The sequence below is a fragment of the Bacillus altaicus genome (assembly GCF_042136375.2).
GTDB lineage: Bacteria > Bacillota > Bacilli > Bacillales > Bacillaceae_G > Bacillus_A > Bacillus_A cereus_U.
The window spans coordinates 3143432-3159348 of the sequence record NZ_CM143394.1 but is presented as its reverse complement, the minus strand read 5'-3'; the positions used below and the strand labels follow the sequence as shown (position 1 = coordinate 3159348).

Sequence of the window (15917 nt, the reverse complement as noted above, 5' to 3'; positions counted from 1 at the left end):
AGTATATAAGCCTAAGATGAAATAAGGAAGGATTAATTGCCACTGTTTAGTATGTCAGCACAAAAGGAACGAAAGATGTATTATGATGGACGAAAGGAAGTTGTAACAATGATTCATTATCGACTAGGTCAAACTGTTTTAAGTTATCGTAAGAAAAATAATATGACAATTCGTGAATTTGCTGATTATGCAGGAATCAGTACTTCACTTATTAGTCAAATTGAAAGAGGACATGCCAATCCTTCTTTGAATGTATTGGAATTAATAGCGAAAGCATTAAATGTACCGCTGTTTACTCTTTTTATTAATGATATTGATACAGACTCGCTTATTTCTAAGAAGAAAGATCGAAAAAAAGTATATCGAGAAAATAATGATCATATTGTTTATGATGTGTTAACACCAGATTTTATGAAAGCTCGCATTGAAATGCTAATGATGGATTTAAATGGATATGCAAATACAATAGAAAGTCACTATTCTCACGAAGATAAAGAAGAAATTGCGGTTGTAATGAAAGGTGAAGTGTATGTGGAATTGGAAGGGCATGAATATTTTTTAGAAGAAGGTGATGTTGTGCGTATTCCACCGAACGTGAAACATAGATTTTTGAATAAGAGTGAGGAAATGAATCATATCTTATTTGTGTTAACACCTTCATTAAGGTAAATTTCTTTCTGTAAATACATACACATTTGATTTGCACTTTCGTCAATTTGAAAATGAAGTAATAAGAATATCTAAATTGGAGAAGATGAGAGATTTGACAAAAGAAAAAACAAAAATAAGATGGTTCTATGACTATCAAACAAAATGATTCAGATGAACAAAGAGTGAAAAATTTTAAGGCTTTGGCAGAAGTGAAATAAATCGAAATGAATCGTTTCAAGAGTTTTCACCTGGCTTTTTGGCGACTTTGTAGAGGTCGAAAAGCTAATTTTATTGGGATTTAGAGGAGGGATAGTAATGATGGGAAATATAAGTGTTTTAAAAGATGGACTTTCAATTATCTCTCAATGTAAAAAAGAAACAAATGATATTTGGCATGCGCATTTCGGAGCAGCTGCAATTGCTAGTTATTTTTTACGAAAGATCATAAAATTGATGAAGAAACCGCATGTAATATTTATTCTCAAGCGAAAATGATGATCCATAAGCAAAGGTTAGGCGCAACAATTGATAATAAACAAGGTGTCGATTATCAAAGTGCTGAAGAAACGATAATCAAATCTTTGGAACAAACGCTTGATGAACTCCATTGGGTTGGTCATAATGTAATTTACGCTTCTTTAAGTTTACTAGCCATTAAGGAGTTAAGTCATTGGGGGAGTGAGCAAGATATTAATAATATAGCAAACCTTATATTATCGTTTCAAAAAACAATTCCCGGTAGGTCTTGGATTGGTTTTACAACTAAAGAAGTAAAGCAATTAAGTATAAGTAATGATGAGATTCAAAATGAAATTAAAAACCCAAAGCAATTATCTAAATTTATTTTAAATGAATTATCAAAATTTCATGTTATATATAAGGCGGAATCACATCACGATTTAATTGGTCATATGCTTACCTTTTCACATGCGATTAATATATTATATGACTTAGGGCATATAGAATTATTTCAACGAGGAATAACACCACTATTAAAGCTAGTTTATGTACTTAGAAAAAGTCGCAATTTAATGCCGAATGCCCAAATAATATTGAATTCTCCTATAGATCGTTTACCTCTCACAAAAGCAAAACAAGTTGATACACTTCCGCTAGATAATGCATTCTGGCTTAAAGACTACAGTGAATTTAATTGGGATTTTGGCCACATATTTAAATTTTCATATAGTTATTTTGATCACTTAACAAGGGTTCCAGAATATAAAGATAAAACATTTGAGAAATTCTGTTGTATTATTAATGAGTAAAAGTATCTAACTAATAGTAATTGGCACGTATTCATAAGCTTCAGTAACATATTTATAAAAATACGAAAGTTTTTGTAATAACTTATTATATTTTACGTGAGAGGATGTAGAATATGTTTATTTCTGTTACTAGAATGCGTCTAAAAGGAAAAAGGATGTTACCGTGCTTTTTTATATATACAACGAGAGCTGGACTACAGGCAAATAAAGCGAATGGATCAATACATTCTTCATTTGCAAAAGAAGGATGGCATACGTTTTGGACGTTAACTGTTTGGGAGAATAAGGAATGTATGAAAGAGTATCGTAGTAATGGAAGCCATTTAAAAGCCATGAAAATAGCAAAAAAGATAGCGAATGAATTAGAATTTACAAATTGGGAAAGTGATACGATTCCAAAGTGGGATGATTGTAAGGACGTGTTACATAATAAATATGGTAGAAAATTATAATGATTTGTAATAATAGGCTTAGTGTAAGTCTCTTTTTTTGTTAGTAGTATATTATTTTTTCAAATATGTAAGATTTTACATTAGTATGAGACTTTTACTTATTATGTAAGTAGGCTATACTAAAATACATATATTTTGAAATTGGAGCGAATAAAGACGACATGGAATTAGTGAAGTTAGAAAAAGTAATTGAATTGAAGAAAGAAGAATTATTGAATCTAGTCTCAAATTATGGACTTCAACATGAAAAAGTAATAGCACTCAGCCAAGAAATTGACAAATTAATAAACTGGTTTATGTTTTTAAAATAGAGAGAACTATGATGTGATTTGAATTATGTTATAGTTCTTTTTTATTTGGTAATTTTGAAATATATTCGATACACTATCAATAACTATCAACAAACAGAATATTATGTTTAAACGGAGGGCAACTAATGATTTTACATACGCATATTTCAGGTGAAGGGGAACCAATTGTACTTTTACATTCTGGTGGTATGACAGGTTTAGTAGAGTTTGAAGAACAGGTAGAATTTTTTATAGAAAAACAATATAAAGTAATTCGTCCTGATTTGAGGGGACATGGAGAATCAGGAGGTACATTAGATAATTATTTTCTTTGCTCTGCTGATGATTTGAATGATACACTAGAACATTTGCAAATTAATAGTTGTTATATAGTGGGTGTTTCACTAGGGGGATTAGCCGCTTTATTATTTGCAAAAAAATATCCAAATAAAGTGAGGACATTAACTTTTTCAGGTATCTTTCCTGTTGAGCAAGATAATTGGGAAGAGTCTCAGGAGTATGAAGTAAAGTGTCATCAACAGTTGATGGAAAATGAAGAAGTTGTAACTTACATGAATCAAATTCATGTGAAAAGCGATTGGAAAGGGTTGCTGGAATCTTGGCAAGTTAAGGATTGGTATCCATTTCATGAAACGGGTGATGTAGCTAATCTTCAAGTACCTACTCTGTGTATTGTTGGGGGAGATTCAGAAGATGAAGTTACAGCTGCTACAACGTTTAAACAATTAAACAACAATATACATATTGCTGTTATTCCGTTTGCAGGTCATTTAGTCCATAATGATCAACCTAAAATATATTCATATATATTGTCTAATTTCTTACAGAATGCGCAAGCTGCTAGTCGAATATGAGGGATTTTGGGTATAATATAATAGGATTTATTAAATGTATCGGTTAGGAGCGCAGCAAATATGAAAACAGTCGTTGTCATCGGTGGAGGTATTACTGGACTTTCTACTATGTTTTACTTAGAAAAATTAAAGAAGGATTATAATATAGATTTAAATTTAATCCTTATTGAAAAAGAAGAGTATTTAGGTGGTAAAATCCACAGTGTGGAAGAAAAGGATTTTATTATGGAATCAGGAGCAGATTCAATCGTAGCTCGTAATGAACATGTTTTGCCGCTTGTAAAAGATTTAAATTTAGAAAATGAAATGGTATATAACGAAACAGGTATTTCTTACATATACGCTGATAATAGATTACAACCAATTCCTGCTGACACTATATTTGGGATTCCTATGAGTGTTGAATCATTATTTAGCAGTACGCTAGTCTCAAAAAAAGGAAAAATCGTTGCTTTAAAAGATTTTATTACGAAAAATAAAGAGTTTACAAAGGATACATCACTTGCTGTATTTTTAGAAAGCTTTTTAGGGAAAGAGTTAGTGGAAAGACAAATTGCACCTGTGCTTTCAGGTGTATATTCCGGTAAATTGAATGAGCTTACAATGGCATCTACATTACCGTATTTACTGGATTATAAAAATAAATACGGAAGTATTATTAAAGGTTTTGAAGAAAATAAAAAACAATTTCAATCAGCAGGAAATAAAAAATTTGTATCATTTAAAAGTGGACTATCTACGATTATTAATCGCTTAGAAGAAGTGCTGACGGAGACTGTCATTAAAAAAGGTGCTGTAACAACAGCGATAAGTAAAAAAGGGGATCGGTATGAGGTTTCTTTTGCAAATCATGAGACAATACAAGCTGATTATGTCGTTTTAGCAGCTCCACATGATATCGCACAAACTTTATTACAGTCTAATGAGTTAAATGAGCAGTTTAATAAGTTTAAAAACTCATCTCTTATTAGTATTTACTTAGGTTTTGACATACTAGATGAACAACTACCGGCTGACGGCACAGGTTTTATCGTAACGGAAAACAGTGATTTACATTGTGATGCTTGCACATGGACGAGCAGGAAGTGGAAACATACATCGGGTAAACAAAAGCTATTAGTAAGAATGTTTTATAAGAGCACTAATCCAGTATATGAAACGATCAAAAGTTATAGTGAAGAGGAATTAGTACGAGTAGCTTTATATGATATTGAAAAGAGTCTTGGAATTAAAGGTGAACCAGAAGTAATTGAAGTTACAAATTGGAAAGATTTAATGCCGAAATATCATTTGGAACATAATCAAGCTGTTCAATCATTACAAGAAAAATTGGCCACTCTGCATCCTAATGTATACTTAGCTGGAGCTTCATATTACGGTGTAGGAATTGGTGCTTGTATTGGAAACGGAAAGAACACTGCCAAGGAAATAATTGCGACATTGAATGAACAGTTAAAATAATAATATTGAATACATATGTAAATAAAATGTCCCTCCAACATAATGGAGGGACATTTTATTTGTAATTATTTCACATTAATTGCAATCTTTTTATGAGATGTTTTATTTTCTTTAATAGTTAATATTATTTTTCCAGATTCTTCAAAGGAATATGGTGAGAGTTGATAAAGTTCTTTAATATTATGTTCTTCTTGTAATTTATTTGTAGGTATTATTGTTATACTAGGCTTCCATGTTTCCTGTTTGCCTGAAGGATAGTCTACTATTATTTCTGGATTATTTAATTGTATTGTTTCCCAAGAGACAAAATACAGTTGAACTTCTGCATCTTTTTTTAGTAATTCTTTTGAGAAATAACCAAACTCACCAACATTACCGAAAACAGTAAAATTTTGATTTTGCAATTTAATATCTAAATATCTAGGTTGATATGTTGCTGCGTGATACATTCCGTATGAAAGAGAGAGTGTGGCAGCGATTAATATACCAACTGAAAATGTCTTAAAGCTATTTCCTTTAAAACTAGTCATCATGAATGAGTTTGGTGTGAATTTTTTTGCGAATAAAAAAATGAGTAAAATGAGCAAGAGGGATAAGCCGATGAAAATATACATAGGAATTTTACACCTCCATAATAAAAAAACTTATTTTCTATATTTTAACATGAATGTATGAGTTAGGTTGTCGTTTTAGAAGGGAAAGGAGGATATGGTATCGAAATTATAAAATAGCTTAGTACGAGCGGAGTGATAGAAATGAAAAGAATAAAATATATTTTTAAGTGAAGATGAGAAAAGAGTAACAGGAGGGGTGTAATTGTTACGTACTCTTGAAGTGAAAGAAATGATTCAATTAAATAAGAGGCAAAAGATTATTGATATTGGAACGGGTGCATTTGCTTCATTAGTAAGTGAAAATGAGGAAAAGCGTCGCTAGAAATGTTTGATTTGTGGGACATTGAGGACTTTCCTAATTATAAATACTTTTTCTGCTATAATAAATTAGTAGAGAGAAAGGAGTGATCCTATGGTTATGGCATTTCCTATATTAGAAACGGAACGCTTGCGCTTAGTTGAAATAGAACAATCTTATTGTCAAAAAATATATGAAATATTCTCATTGGATGAGGTAACATGTTATTACGGTATGAATTCTTTTACTGAGTTTGGACAAGCTTCACGTATGATTGAATCTTTTTCGAAAAATTACTTTGAGAAAAAGGCAATGCGTTGGGGGATTGTATTAAAAGACACAAATACTTTAGTAGGAACAATTGGATTAAATAATTTACAACTTTGGAGTAAACGCTCAGAGATTGGATATGATTTGCATCCTCGTTATTGGGGGAATGGTTATGCTTCTGAAGCTGCTCGAGAAATTATTACTTATGGATTTCGAGATTTAGGTTTATTTAGAATTGGAGCTATTACATATCCTGAAAATATAACTTCGTGTAATATGTTATCTAAATTAGGTTTTCAACAAGAAGGGCTGTTACGCGGATACATTCATCAAGGAAATAAACAACACGATGCATTAATGTATTCTATTGTACGAACAGATGTAGAGGATATTCATTATTAATAAAAAAGCCCCTCTTATTTAAAATAAGAGGGGCTTGTAAAAATCAACCTATTTTAGGTAATAAACGTTCTCCGCTTTTCATACTACTTTTACATAAAGGGCATTTAGGCTCTTCTTCAAATGAAAAGTTCTTTCTCATCCATCCTAAACAATCCTCTGATTCACATTCCCAAACAGGGGTTTGTTCTGGTGGTACTTCTGCTACATCGTTCTTTCGATTGCGATACATGTAACCACTCCTTTTATGTAAAAATTTTTAGTTATATATTAAAAAGGTTGTTAACCGAGCTGGTAACAACCTTTTTATTGATTGAATTATAGCTTTACAACGTTTTTAGCTTGAGGTCCACGGTTACCGTCTTCAACTTCGAAGCTAACTTCTTGACCTTCGTCAAGAGATTTGAAGCCGTCGCCAGTGATAGCTGAGAAGTGAACGAATACGTCGCTACCGTCTGCAACTTCGATGAAACCGAAACCTTTTTCGCTGTTAAACCATTTTACTTTACCTGTTAATGTCATGGTAATGCCTCCTAAAATTTAAAAAGATTACAATATGATCGGCCTTATTCGATTGAAAATAAAAGTTCACATATTATCAAAAATCCATAAGGAGTACAAAACATTCCTGATTGATACTTGATAATATGCAAAGAAAATATAATGTTAAATTGACCTTAATTACTATCTTACAACAAATGGTGGGAAATAGCAAGTGCTGGTAATACCAATAAGTAATAAGAGGAGAAATTGATAAAAGGCACAAAGACATCTCTTTTATTTATATATTATTCCAAATCTGGATTTATTCTAAACCAAGATCATTTATATTAAAAAATTAGTTTAAAGGAAAGGATATATATATTTTAATAATACTGATGAGTACAATAATTAGGAGGGGGATAGAATATTGCAAAATAAACAATTTAAAATAATTGAAGCAGCAAAAGAAGGAAGAAGAAAAGTTCATCCTGTTTTCGCTGTTATACTTGCTATTGTATTTTTAACTTTAGGTGAATTTTTCATGTTATTTATGCTGTTTTTACCGAAAGCAGAAACAACCTTTATGAAGGCGATTTATAGCAATATTGAGATGATATTAACGTTTGGTGGGGCTATATTTTTTGTTTTTTTATGGATTAGATTTGTAGAGAAAAGATCATTTTCATCCATTGGTTTTTGGAAAGTGCAATGGATGAGAAAGTATTTGAGAGGTGCGTTAATAGGATTTGTCTTCATTTCAATACCAGTAAGTGTACTTGTATTAACAGGGATTGTAAAACTACAAATGCAACAAATTACGGCAACCGCCATATTTGGTATTGTAGGATCTTTAATTGCTTTTTTAATACAAGGTGCAACGGAAGAAATTGTTGTACGAGGTTGGTTATTTCCAGTTCTTTCTGTTAGAAGTCGTATATGGGTTGGGATTATAATGACGTCCTTTTTATTTGGTTTTCTTCATTTACTTAATCCTGGTATTACAATTCTTTCAATATCGAATATAATATTAGTTGGTATATTTGCAGCATTTTACGTTTTAAAAGACAGTAGTCTTTGGGGGATATGCGCGTGGCATTCAATTTGGAATTGGGCGCAATATAACGTCTATGGTTTTGCAGTTAGTGGCATGACGATATATTCAACGCCGCTATTTAAACCTGTAACAAATGGGTCAGAAGTGCTTCACGGAGGCACATTCGGAATTGAAGGTAGTATTATTACAACAATAATGCTTGCGATTGCTTCAATCGTTTTATGGAAACAGTTATGGGGGCGAAAAGCGAAACAACGAATTATTAGCTAATGAAAGAGGGAGAAAATATGGGGATTATAGCGTTTGAGGGAGCGAGTGCTGTTGGTAAGAGTACAACATGTAGAGAATTAGAAAGAAATTACGGTGCATTTATTATTCCTGAAGTTAACTTTTTATTTGAAAGACCTAGAAATGAACATAAAACATGGTATTTTGAAAAACAAGTGGAGCGCTGGAATATGGCAGTGCAGAAATCACATCAACATGAAATAGTAATACTTGATGGTGATATTTATCAGCCGCTTAGCTATAATTGGTGTTTCCATTTTGATATATTTAATCAACCATTATCTTTAATAGAAAATTTTTATAAAGAAAAGTTGATAAATAGGGAAATTGGTTTTCCTGATCAATATTTTTATTTATACACGGGTGATGAAGAGCTTAGAAAACGGAAAGAATCTGATCAAACGAAAAAAAGAAGAAACTTTGAAAAACATTTACATATATCTAAAGCATTTCAGCGTTATTATGAAAATTTAAATAACGTTGCAGAAGGGTACTGCAAGTTAATTGAAGCGAAGAGCGTAAGAAACAATGAATTGGAAATTATGAAAAGTGTAAAGGAATTGAATGTTCGTGAAGAAAGACGTTTTGATATTTCGAGGCTAGATGCTATAACGAGGTGGTTACAAGAGAAACGTGCATATTAAAAAGCAACGGGTGTCATATAAGGCGCTCGTTTTTTTATTTAAGTCAATATTTTTTCATCTTCTTTATAAGTGGAAATAGTATAAAGTTTCGTAGTTTTAAATGAAATGCTTAGTATATGTAATAAAGATTAGAGAAGAAATTTTATAACATAACAGAATAATCTTTTAATTTGCCTGAAAAAGAAATACAATATAAGGAAATGTATGAAAAGTTTTGCTATATAGTTTAAGGAGGAATAGGTGCATCAAAAGTAATGAAAGTATTGATAAATTTATTAAAATAATTCTATTAATGTAAATAATGATAATTTATGAGAGGAGACTTAATTTAAGCATGAGGAAAGTTATTATTTCGGATCTAGATGGGACTCTATTAAGAAGTGATAAAACAATTTCAGAGAAATCTATTAATATTTTGAGGGCATGTAAAAATAATGGAGACGAATTGATTTTTGCTACGGCAAGACCTCCAAGAGATATAAATCGGTATATTCCCAATGCGTTAAAGAATGACATTATCATTTGTTATAACGGAGCTCTAGTTCTTAAAGGTAATGATATTTTATATGAAATGAAGATTTCTAAAAATGATACTTTAGAAATCATAGAAATAGCAAAAAAGTATAATCTTCATCAGATTTGTCTTGAAATAAATGATAAGCTGTACTCAAATTTTGATGTTACTGATTATTTTGGTAATGTGCCGTGTGAAGTCATGGATATAAGAGAGTTAAACTTTGAAAAAGCTTCTAAAGTAATTGTTTGTACTAATGGCTCAATAAATAAGGAGTTCACTAAGGAATTGCCTGATGAGTGCAAGGCAGTCATTACAGATAACGGAACATTGTGTCAAATTATGCATGCGGAAGTTTCAAAATGGAATAGTATTCAACATGTTCTTCAGCACATTAATTGTGACGTATCTGACGTAATTGCATTTGGAGATGACTATAATGATATGGAAATGATAGAGAAATGTGGCATTGGTGTTGCAATGAACAATGCTGTTGAGGAATTAAAATCAGTCGCTAAATTTATAGCGAAAAGTAACGATGAGGATGGCGTTGCTACATTTTTGGAAAGTAATAGTTATATTTATGTTAATTAGTATGAAAAAATGAATTGCAGTAAGTTGTGAAAAAAGAGAATCTACATCTGTTTTTGATAGATAGAAATTATGAAAAGGGCTATGTGGGAGGAAACAGGCGAGATGAAAACATTATTTAAAATAATAGGTATTATAGCTGGTATGGCGGTAATTGGAGTAGGTTTAACGTATGGGATATTATATTATTTGAATAATAGTAAACCAACTGTGAAAAAGACATCAACAGCCGCTCCGGCAGTGGAAGTTTTAGCTGATAGTAATGTAAAGGCTGAAGATGCAAAGCTTTTAGAGAATGGTAACTATTCATTACCGAATAGTGGTTTTAATAAAAATTTTAAATGGAATGATGAGAAAATACAGACTGCATTACATGAAATGGCACATCAAAAAGCGAAAGCAGATCAAAAATGGGGATATATCTTTATTACACAAGAGCGTATTGAAAGTTTAATTGAAATTGTAAATAGCAATGATCTTGTGCAAAAAAGTACATATGCAGAAATTTTAGAACGATGGAAGCAAGGAAAGTATGAAAAATCCGATGCTGATCACAATAAGATTTGGAAGTTGCAAAGCGGGAATTTAGGAGAGGGAAAAGGAGTAATGTCACAAGCGGAACAAAAAGAATTAATTAATCAAGTGTTTATGCAAAAAGGTACATATTCAGGTAGTACATTAATTGCAGGTGGGGGACAAACTAATAAATAAGGTACATATTGATTTTGAAATACATGTATTGTTATGAACACAAATGTTTTAACAAAAATGAGTAATTGCTTTTTAGAGCAGTTACTCATTTTTGTTATTACGCGCTTACTTTTCTAGGTTCTCTAATAATGTAAGAAACGATTGTAAAACTGGTGATATCCATCTAGATTTATGGTAGATTACGTGGCTTTGAATGACTGCTGGAGTTTCGATGGGCTGAAAACAGAGTTGCTCTTTTTGAAAACTTTCTTGTACAACGATGTAAGGGAGAATAGAAATTCCTAACTCACACATAACGGATTGTTTAATGACTTCAACATTGGAAGTCTCAAATGTTTTATTAGGATTTCTGCCGCTTTGACGTAAAAAATTATCTACCATTGGTCTATAGCCACAGCTTTGTTCTGTAAATATAAATTGAGTATCCTGTAATAAAAGGAGTGGATCAGTGTTTGAAGGGAAATGAGCAGGGAAAATCCATCCAAATGTTTCATTACATAAATTGCACGTAATCAAATCATTATGCTCTATACTTTCTCCAATTATGAAGATAACATCGGTTTCCCCTTCATGTAGTTTTGTCAATGCTTGCTCATTGGTATTTGTCTCAAGTACGATATTTACTCTCGGATTTTCCTGTTTGTAAGTACGTAATAATTGTGGTAACCGATACACTGCCAATGATTCGTTAGATGTAATAGTCAATGTTCCTTCTAAATGGTCACTGTTTTGAGGGATTTCTTGAGCCTTTTCATAAATAGCAAGTAATTCTAATGCGTACGGATGAAATTGATGACCTGCTTTTGTAAGAAGTACTTTTTTGCCTAATCGATCGAATAGAGGAATATTTAAATCATTCTCTAATGCTTTAATATGCCCTGTAACAGTAGATTGCGCATAACCTAACGCATGAGCAGCTTTGGAAAAACCACCATATTTAACAATGGCACAAAATGTTTTAACATGTCTCATTTCCATAAATGATACCTCTTTTATTATCATGATTTGTGAACGATTATATCATGTATTTCAATTTTTCAAATCATTAAATTTCTTTTAAAATTAATTTGTGGAGAAATTTATTTAAGTGAAATTGGAGGAGAAAAAATGAGTGAAAAAAGCTATCATGTAGCTGTAGTTGGGGCTACAGGTGCAGTTGGACAAAAAATCATTGCATTGTTAGAGAGAGAAACGAAGTTTAATATAGAAGAAATTACATTACTTTCGTCAAAACGATCTGCTGGTAAGGCAGTAAGTTTTAAAGGAAGAGAGATTAAAATACAAGAGGCAAAATCAACTAGTTTTGAAGGGATAGACATTGCATTTTTTAGTGCTGGAGGAGAAGTTTCTAGACAATATGTAAATCATGCAGTTTCTAGCGGGGCAATCGTAATTGACAACACAAGTGAATACCGAATGGCACACGATGTACCACTCGTCGTTCCAGAAGTAAATGCACACACCTTAAGGGAGCATAAAGGTATCATTGCAGTTCCGAATTGCTCAGCACTACAGATGGTAACAGCTCTCCAGCCAATTCGAAAATCATTCGGTTTAGAACGAATTATTGTTTCAACGTATCAAGCTGTATCAGGTTCAGGAATTCATGCGATTCATGAATTAAAAGAACAGGCTAAGTCAATGCTTGCAGGTGATGAAGTGAAGAGTACTATATTGCCCGCGAAAAAAGATAAAAAAAATTATCCAATTGCATTTAATGTACTGCCACAAGTAGATATATTTACAGACAATGATTTCACATTCGAAGAAGTAAAGATGATTCAAGAGACGAAGAAAATTTTAGAAGATCCCAATCTAAAAATGGCAGCTACTTGTGTCAGAGTTCCAGTTGTATCAGGGCATTCCGAATCGGTTTATATTGAACTTGAAAAAGAAGCGACCGTTGCAGAAATTAAAGAAGTATTACTGAATGCACCAGGTGTTATTTTACAAGATAACCCTAGTGAACAAATTTATCCAATGCCATTATATGCAGAGGGTAAAAGAGATACATTTGTAGGTAGAATACGCAAAGATCCTGATACACCAAAAGGATTCCATCTTTGGATTGTTGCTGATAATTTATTAAAAGGTGCAGCTTGGAATTCAGTTCAAATCGCAGAGACATTGGTGAAAAAGGGGATTATTTAGTATAAATTTATATAAATATTGAAAATAGAAGGATATTTGGGAAACCGTTAATTATTATGGTTTCCCAGTTCTTGCGTAATGAGTATTTTCCTAACTTTAATTGAAATTTAATTTAAGTTAGTTTTTATAGTGTTTTTATAAATATCAATTTTATCTGCAGAGAATTTTAAAAATCTAGGCTCTCCGTTAATTGTGAGATTAATATTAAGTGATAAAGGCATTTCAACCTTTTTCACTACATCTTCTATAGCAATATACTCATCTTCTTTGTCGTTATAAAAAACAATGGAACTAATTAATACCTCATTATTTTCAATATCAATACTACACATCATAGGGGATTTCTCATCTTGGCGGTATTTTTACTTGGCTAGTCTCAATCGTATTGTTGCTAGTGGGGGCGTATTTTACAAAATATATTCCAATCTCAAAAAAGGTGCACTAAAATTATATGAGTTTATATGTAATGTTTTATTTCATTATGAAAAGAAATTATTCTAATAGGTCGTTGTGCATCGGCTTCATAGGATAATCTCTTTTATGCTTATTTTTGTAGAGAATGTACTGTTATTTTGAGTTGCTCAATAAATTTCCGGGTAGCAGCGCGCATATACTTATCTTTTCTATAAATAAGTCCTATATCTATTGTTGGAGTGGGGTTTTCAATTTTAATAGCTTGTATGTGCTCACTTTGCAAAAAGTCTATATACGGTTTTGGTAACACGGTAATCCCCATACCTTGTGAGACCATTTGAATTAAAGATTCCATCGTACTAATTTCTAAAATTGGCTTTGGTTTAAAGTTGAAGTTTTGACAATGCGTTGTTATTAGCTCTGTTAAATAGAAATTTTTTGGCAGAAGAATTAAAGGATATTCCTGTAATTCTTCGATAGATACATACTTACGTTCAGTTAAAGAATGGCTGGATGGCACAACTAATGTAAGTTCACTTTTATATAGTGGGATAGAAATAATCTCTTTATCTTGCACTGGTAGAAATGTAATGCCAATATCTAATTCGTTTTGTAATAATTTTTCACGAATTTCTCCTGTACGAAGACCTAATACAGAAAGCTCAATATTAGGATATAAATTATTGAAATTTAAAATGGTTGGTGGTAGTAAATAATTTACGACGGTTAACAATGAGCCGATTGTTAAGGATCCATGCTGTAATCCGTTTAAATCTTGAATGGCAGAACGGGCTTGTTCGACTTCATGAAAGATTGTTTTACTGTGCGATAATAAAACTCTTCCTGCTTCAGTTAAAGATATTTTTTTACCAATTCGATCGAAAAGTGGCATGCCTACTTCATGTTCTAATGCACGTATTTGTTGGCTTAGTGAAGGTTGTGAAATATTTAATTTCTCGGCTGCTTTTGTGAAATGTAATTCTTTCGAAACAGCTAAAAAGTATTCTAATTGTCGTAATTCGATTGAAATCACCTCAAGTTTAATCATAGGATATACCTATCATTATTATATAAATAATTGAATTGAACAATGGTTTTGTGGGATTTATAATCACTTTATCAGAAATGGATTGATTAAAAAATTAGATGAGGTGAAGAAGAATTGTTGAAATCTAGTGTATTACCGGGCAGTTATTCACAAGTGCTTCAAAAAAGGTATGAGGAGGCTGTACCGACAGGAATATATCATTTAACGCCTTTATATGTAAAAGAAGCAAGGGGAGCGATAATAACAGATGTAGATGGAAATCAGTTTATTGATTTTGCTGGTGGAATTGGTATGCAAAATGTTGGACATTGTCATCCGAAAGTTGTAAGAGCGGTACAAAAACAAGCAGAATCATTTATACATCCTTGTTTTCATGTAACTCCATATGAAAATTATATTACTTTAGCGGAGAAAATTAATGAGAAAGTGCCAGGTACAAGCAAGAAAAAAACGATGTTTGCCAATAGTGGTGCGGAAGCGATTGAAAATGCTGTAAAGATCGCACGTAAAGTAACAGGGAGGAGTAAAGTAATTTCGTTTGAACGAGGATTTCATGGGAGAACATTAATGACGATGTCTTTATCGACCAAAGAAAATCCATATAAAGCAGGATTTGGTCCGTTCGTTTCAGACATGCATATATTGCCGTATCCGTACTATTACAGAGCTGAAGAAGGGGCTTCTCCTGAAGAAGTGGATTCTCAAGTCATCTATCAGTTTGAAAAGTTTTTAGAAGAAGTATCACCTGAAAAAGTAGCGGCAATCGTAATGGAACCAGTACAAGGAGAAGCTGGATTTATTGTTCCTTCTATTTTATTTGTAAAACGAATCCGGGAGATTTGTAATCAATATGGTATTTTAATGATAATGGATGAGGTGCAAACTGGATTTGGTCGAACTGGGAACTGGTTTGCAACGGAACATTTTCAAATAGAGCCTGACATTATTACATTATCAAAATCAATAGCTGGAGGCTTACCATTAAGTGCAATTGTTGGCCGTGCGGAGTTGATGGATATTCCTGGGAGAGGGCAAATCGGTGGGACCTTTGCGGGAAGTCCATTATCATGTGCAGCCGGTCTTGCTGTATTTGAAATTATGGAAGAAGAAAATCTAGTTGAAAGAGCTCAGCAAGTTGGAAATAGAATAATGTCACATCTACATCAAATGCAATTAAAGTACGAAGTGATTGGTGATGTTCGTGGAATCGGTGCGATGGTTGCAATGGAACTTGTAACGAATCGCATAACGAAAGAACCTGCAAAAGAACTAACAGTAAAGCTAATTGAAGATTTTTGGAAGAATGGGCTTATAAGTATTGGAGCGGGGATATTTGATAATGTACTACGCTTTTTACCACCTCTAGTTATCTCAAACGAAGAAATAGATAGAGGGTTTGAAATAATAAATGAGTCTTTTGAAAAGTTGTGCCGCAAGTAAG

The 15917-nt window shown here is 32.2% G+C and carries 17 protein-coding genes and 2 pseudogenes; 13 read left to right on the top strand and 6 right to left on the bottom strand.

Features of this window, described 5'->3' with window-relative positions; translation table 11 throughout:
• The first annotated feature begins 51 nt into the window (after window positions 1–51).
• From ACE38F_RS16470 to ACE38F_RS16445, 6 genes and pseudogenes are all read left to right on the top strand, one after another.
• Window positions 52–669 carry a helix-turn-helix domain-containing protein gene (locus ACE38F_RS16470; RefSeq protein ID WP_375369353.1) on the top strand — a complete coding sequence of 206 codons (618 nt, stop codon included), beginning with the start codon at window positions 52–54 and terminating at the stop codon, window positions 667–669.
• Between the two features lie 300 nt (window positions 670–969).
• Window positions 970–1919, top strand: a pseudogene (locus ACE38F_RS16465) (hypothetical protein).
• Between the two features lie 113 nt (window positions 1920–2032).
• Window positions 2033–2371, top strand: coding sequence for a hypothetical protein (locus ACE38F_RS16460; protein WP_215556322.1), 339 nt, complete (start codon window positions 2033–2035; stop codon window positions 2369–2371).
• Between the two features lie 161 nt (window positions 2372–2532).
• Complete coding sequence (locus tag ACE38F_RS16455; protein WP_098767787.1) at window positions 2533–2682, top strand: aspartyl-phosphate phosphatase Spo0E family protein; 150 nt, start codon at window positions 2533–2535, stop codon at window positions 2680–2682.
• A 125-nt stretch (window positions 2683–2807) separates the two neighbouring features.
• Window positions 2808–3536, top strand: a complete 729-nt coding sequence (locus tag ACE38F_RS16450) for an alpha/beta fold hydrolase (protein WP_215556323.1) — start codon at window positions 2808–2810, stop codon at window positions 3534–3536.
• Between the two features lie 60 nt (window positions 3537–3596).
• A complete protein-coding gene (locus ACE38F_RS16445) occupies window positions 3597–4997 on the top strand; it encodes a protoporphyrinogen oxidase (RefSeq protein WP_375369200.1) in 1401 nt (466 codons plus the stop codon).
• A 65-nt stretch (window positions 4998–5062) separates the two neighbouring features.
• On the opposite strand, the gene ACE38F_RS16440 is transcribed toward ACE38F_RS16445, so the two are convergent.
• Window positions 5063–5611, bottom strand: coding sequence for a hypothetical protein (locus ACE38F_RS16440; RefSeq protein ID WP_375369199.1), 549 nt, complete (start codon window positions 5609–5611; stop codon window positions 5063–5065).
• A 418-nt stretch (window positions 5612–6029) separates the two neighbouring features.
• Between ACE38F_RS16440 and ACE38F_RS16435 the strand changes: the two genes are divergently transcribed.
• Window positions 6030–6581, top strand: a complete 552-nt coding sequence (locus tag ACE38F_RS16435) for a GNAT family N-acetyltransferase (protein ID WP_033710605.1) — start codon at window positions 6030–6032, stop codon at window positions 6579–6581.
• Between the two features lie 43 nt (window positions 6582–6624).
• Here the strand turns inward: ACE38F_RS16435 and ACE38F_RS16430 are convergent, their stop codons facing one another.
• Window positions 6625–6810 carry a cold-shock protein gene (locus ACE38F_RS16430; protein WP_000286202.1) on the bottom strand — a complete coding sequence of 62 codons (186 nt, stop codon included), beginning with the start codon at window positions 6808–6810 and terminating at the stop codon, window positions 6625–6627.
• 86 nt (window positions 6811–6896) lie between these two features.
• Complete coding sequence (cspD, locus tag ACE38F_RS16425; RefSeq protein ID WP_002012849.1) at window positions 6897–7100, bottom strand: cold-shock protein CspD; 204 nt, start codon at window positions 7098–7100, stop codon at window positions 6897–6899.
• A gap of 388 nt (window positions 7101–7488) precedes the next feature.
• On the opposite strand from cspD, the gene ACE38F_RS16420 reads away from it, so the two are divergent.
• The 4 genes from ACE38F_RS16420 (at window position 7489) to ACE38F_RS16405 (ending at window position 10863) form a co-directional block, all read left to right on the top strand.
• The gene (locus tag ACE38F_RS16420) at window positions 7489–8385 is read left to right on the top strand and encodes a CPBP family intramembrane glutamic endopeptidase (protein WP_215556326.1); all 897 of its coding nucleotides are present in this window, start codon (window positions 7489–7491) and stop codon (window positions 8383–8385) included.
• Entirely contained in the window at window positions 8385–9047 is a 663-nt protein-coding gene (locus tag ACE38F_RS16415) for a chloramphenicol acetyltransferase (protein WP_375369197.1), read from the top strand. The genes ACE38F_RS16420 and ACE38F_RS16415 overlap by 1 nt, the downstream gene beginning before the upstream one ends.
• A 334-nt stretch (window positions 9048–9381) precedes the next feature.
• Window positions 9382–10155 carry an HAD family hydrolase gene (locus tag ACE38F_RS16410; protein WP_215556328.1) on the top strand — a complete coding sequence of 258 codons (774 nt, stop codon included), beginning with the start codon at window positions 9382–9384 and terminating at the stop codon, window positions 10153–10155.
• A gap of 102 nt (window positions 10156–10257) precedes the next feature.
• Complete coding sequence (locus ACE38F_RS16405) at window positions 10258–10863, top strand: PRK06770 family protein (protein ID WP_375369195.1); 606 nt, start codon at window positions 10258–10260, stop codon at window positions 10861–10863.
• A gap of 105 nt (window positions 10864–10968) precedes the next feature.
• Here the strand turns inward: ACE38F_RS16405 and ACE38F_RS16400 are convergent, their stop codons facing one another.
• On the bottom strand, window positions 10969–11841 hold the full coding sequence (locus ACE38F_RS16400; RefSeq protein ID WP_215556330.1) for a LysR family transcriptional regulator: 873 nt from the start codon (window positions 11839–11841) through the stop codon (window positions 10969–10971).
• A 129-nt stretch (window positions 11842–11970) separates the two neighbouring features.
• Between ACE38F_RS16400 and ACE38F_RS16395 the strand changes: the two genes are divergently transcribed.
• The gene (locus ACE38F_RS16395) at window positions 11971–13014 is read left to right on the top strand and encodes an aspartate-semialdehyde dehydrogenase (RefSeq protein WP_215556331.1); all 1044 of its coding nucleotides are present in this window, start codon (window positions 11971–11973) and stop codon (window positions 13012–13014) included.
• Between the two features lie 107 nt (window positions 13015–13121).
• Here ACE38F_RS16395 and ACE38F_RS16390 read toward each other — a convergent pair.
• Window positions 13122–13364: pseudogene (locus ACE38F_RS16390) on the bottom strand (hypothetical protein); the annotation flags it as partial.
• Window positions 13365–13558: 194 nt separating this feature from the next.
• Window positions 13559–14461 (bottom strand): LysR family transcriptional regulator, encoded by a 903-nt coding sequence (locus tag ACE38F_RS16385; protein ID WP_215556588.1) that lies wholly within the window; start codon window positions 14459–14461, stop codon window positions 13559–13561.
• 129 nt (window positions 14462–14590) lie between these two features.
• Between ACE38F_RS16385 and gabT the strand changes: the two genes are divergently transcribed.
• Window positions 14591–15916, top strand: a complete 1326-nt coding sequence (gene gabT, locus ACE38F_RS16380) for a 4-aminobutyrate--2-oxoglutarate transaminase (protein ID WP_215556333.1) — start codon at window positions 14591–14593, stop codon at window positions 15914–15916.
• Window position 15917: the final 1 nt, after the last annotated feature.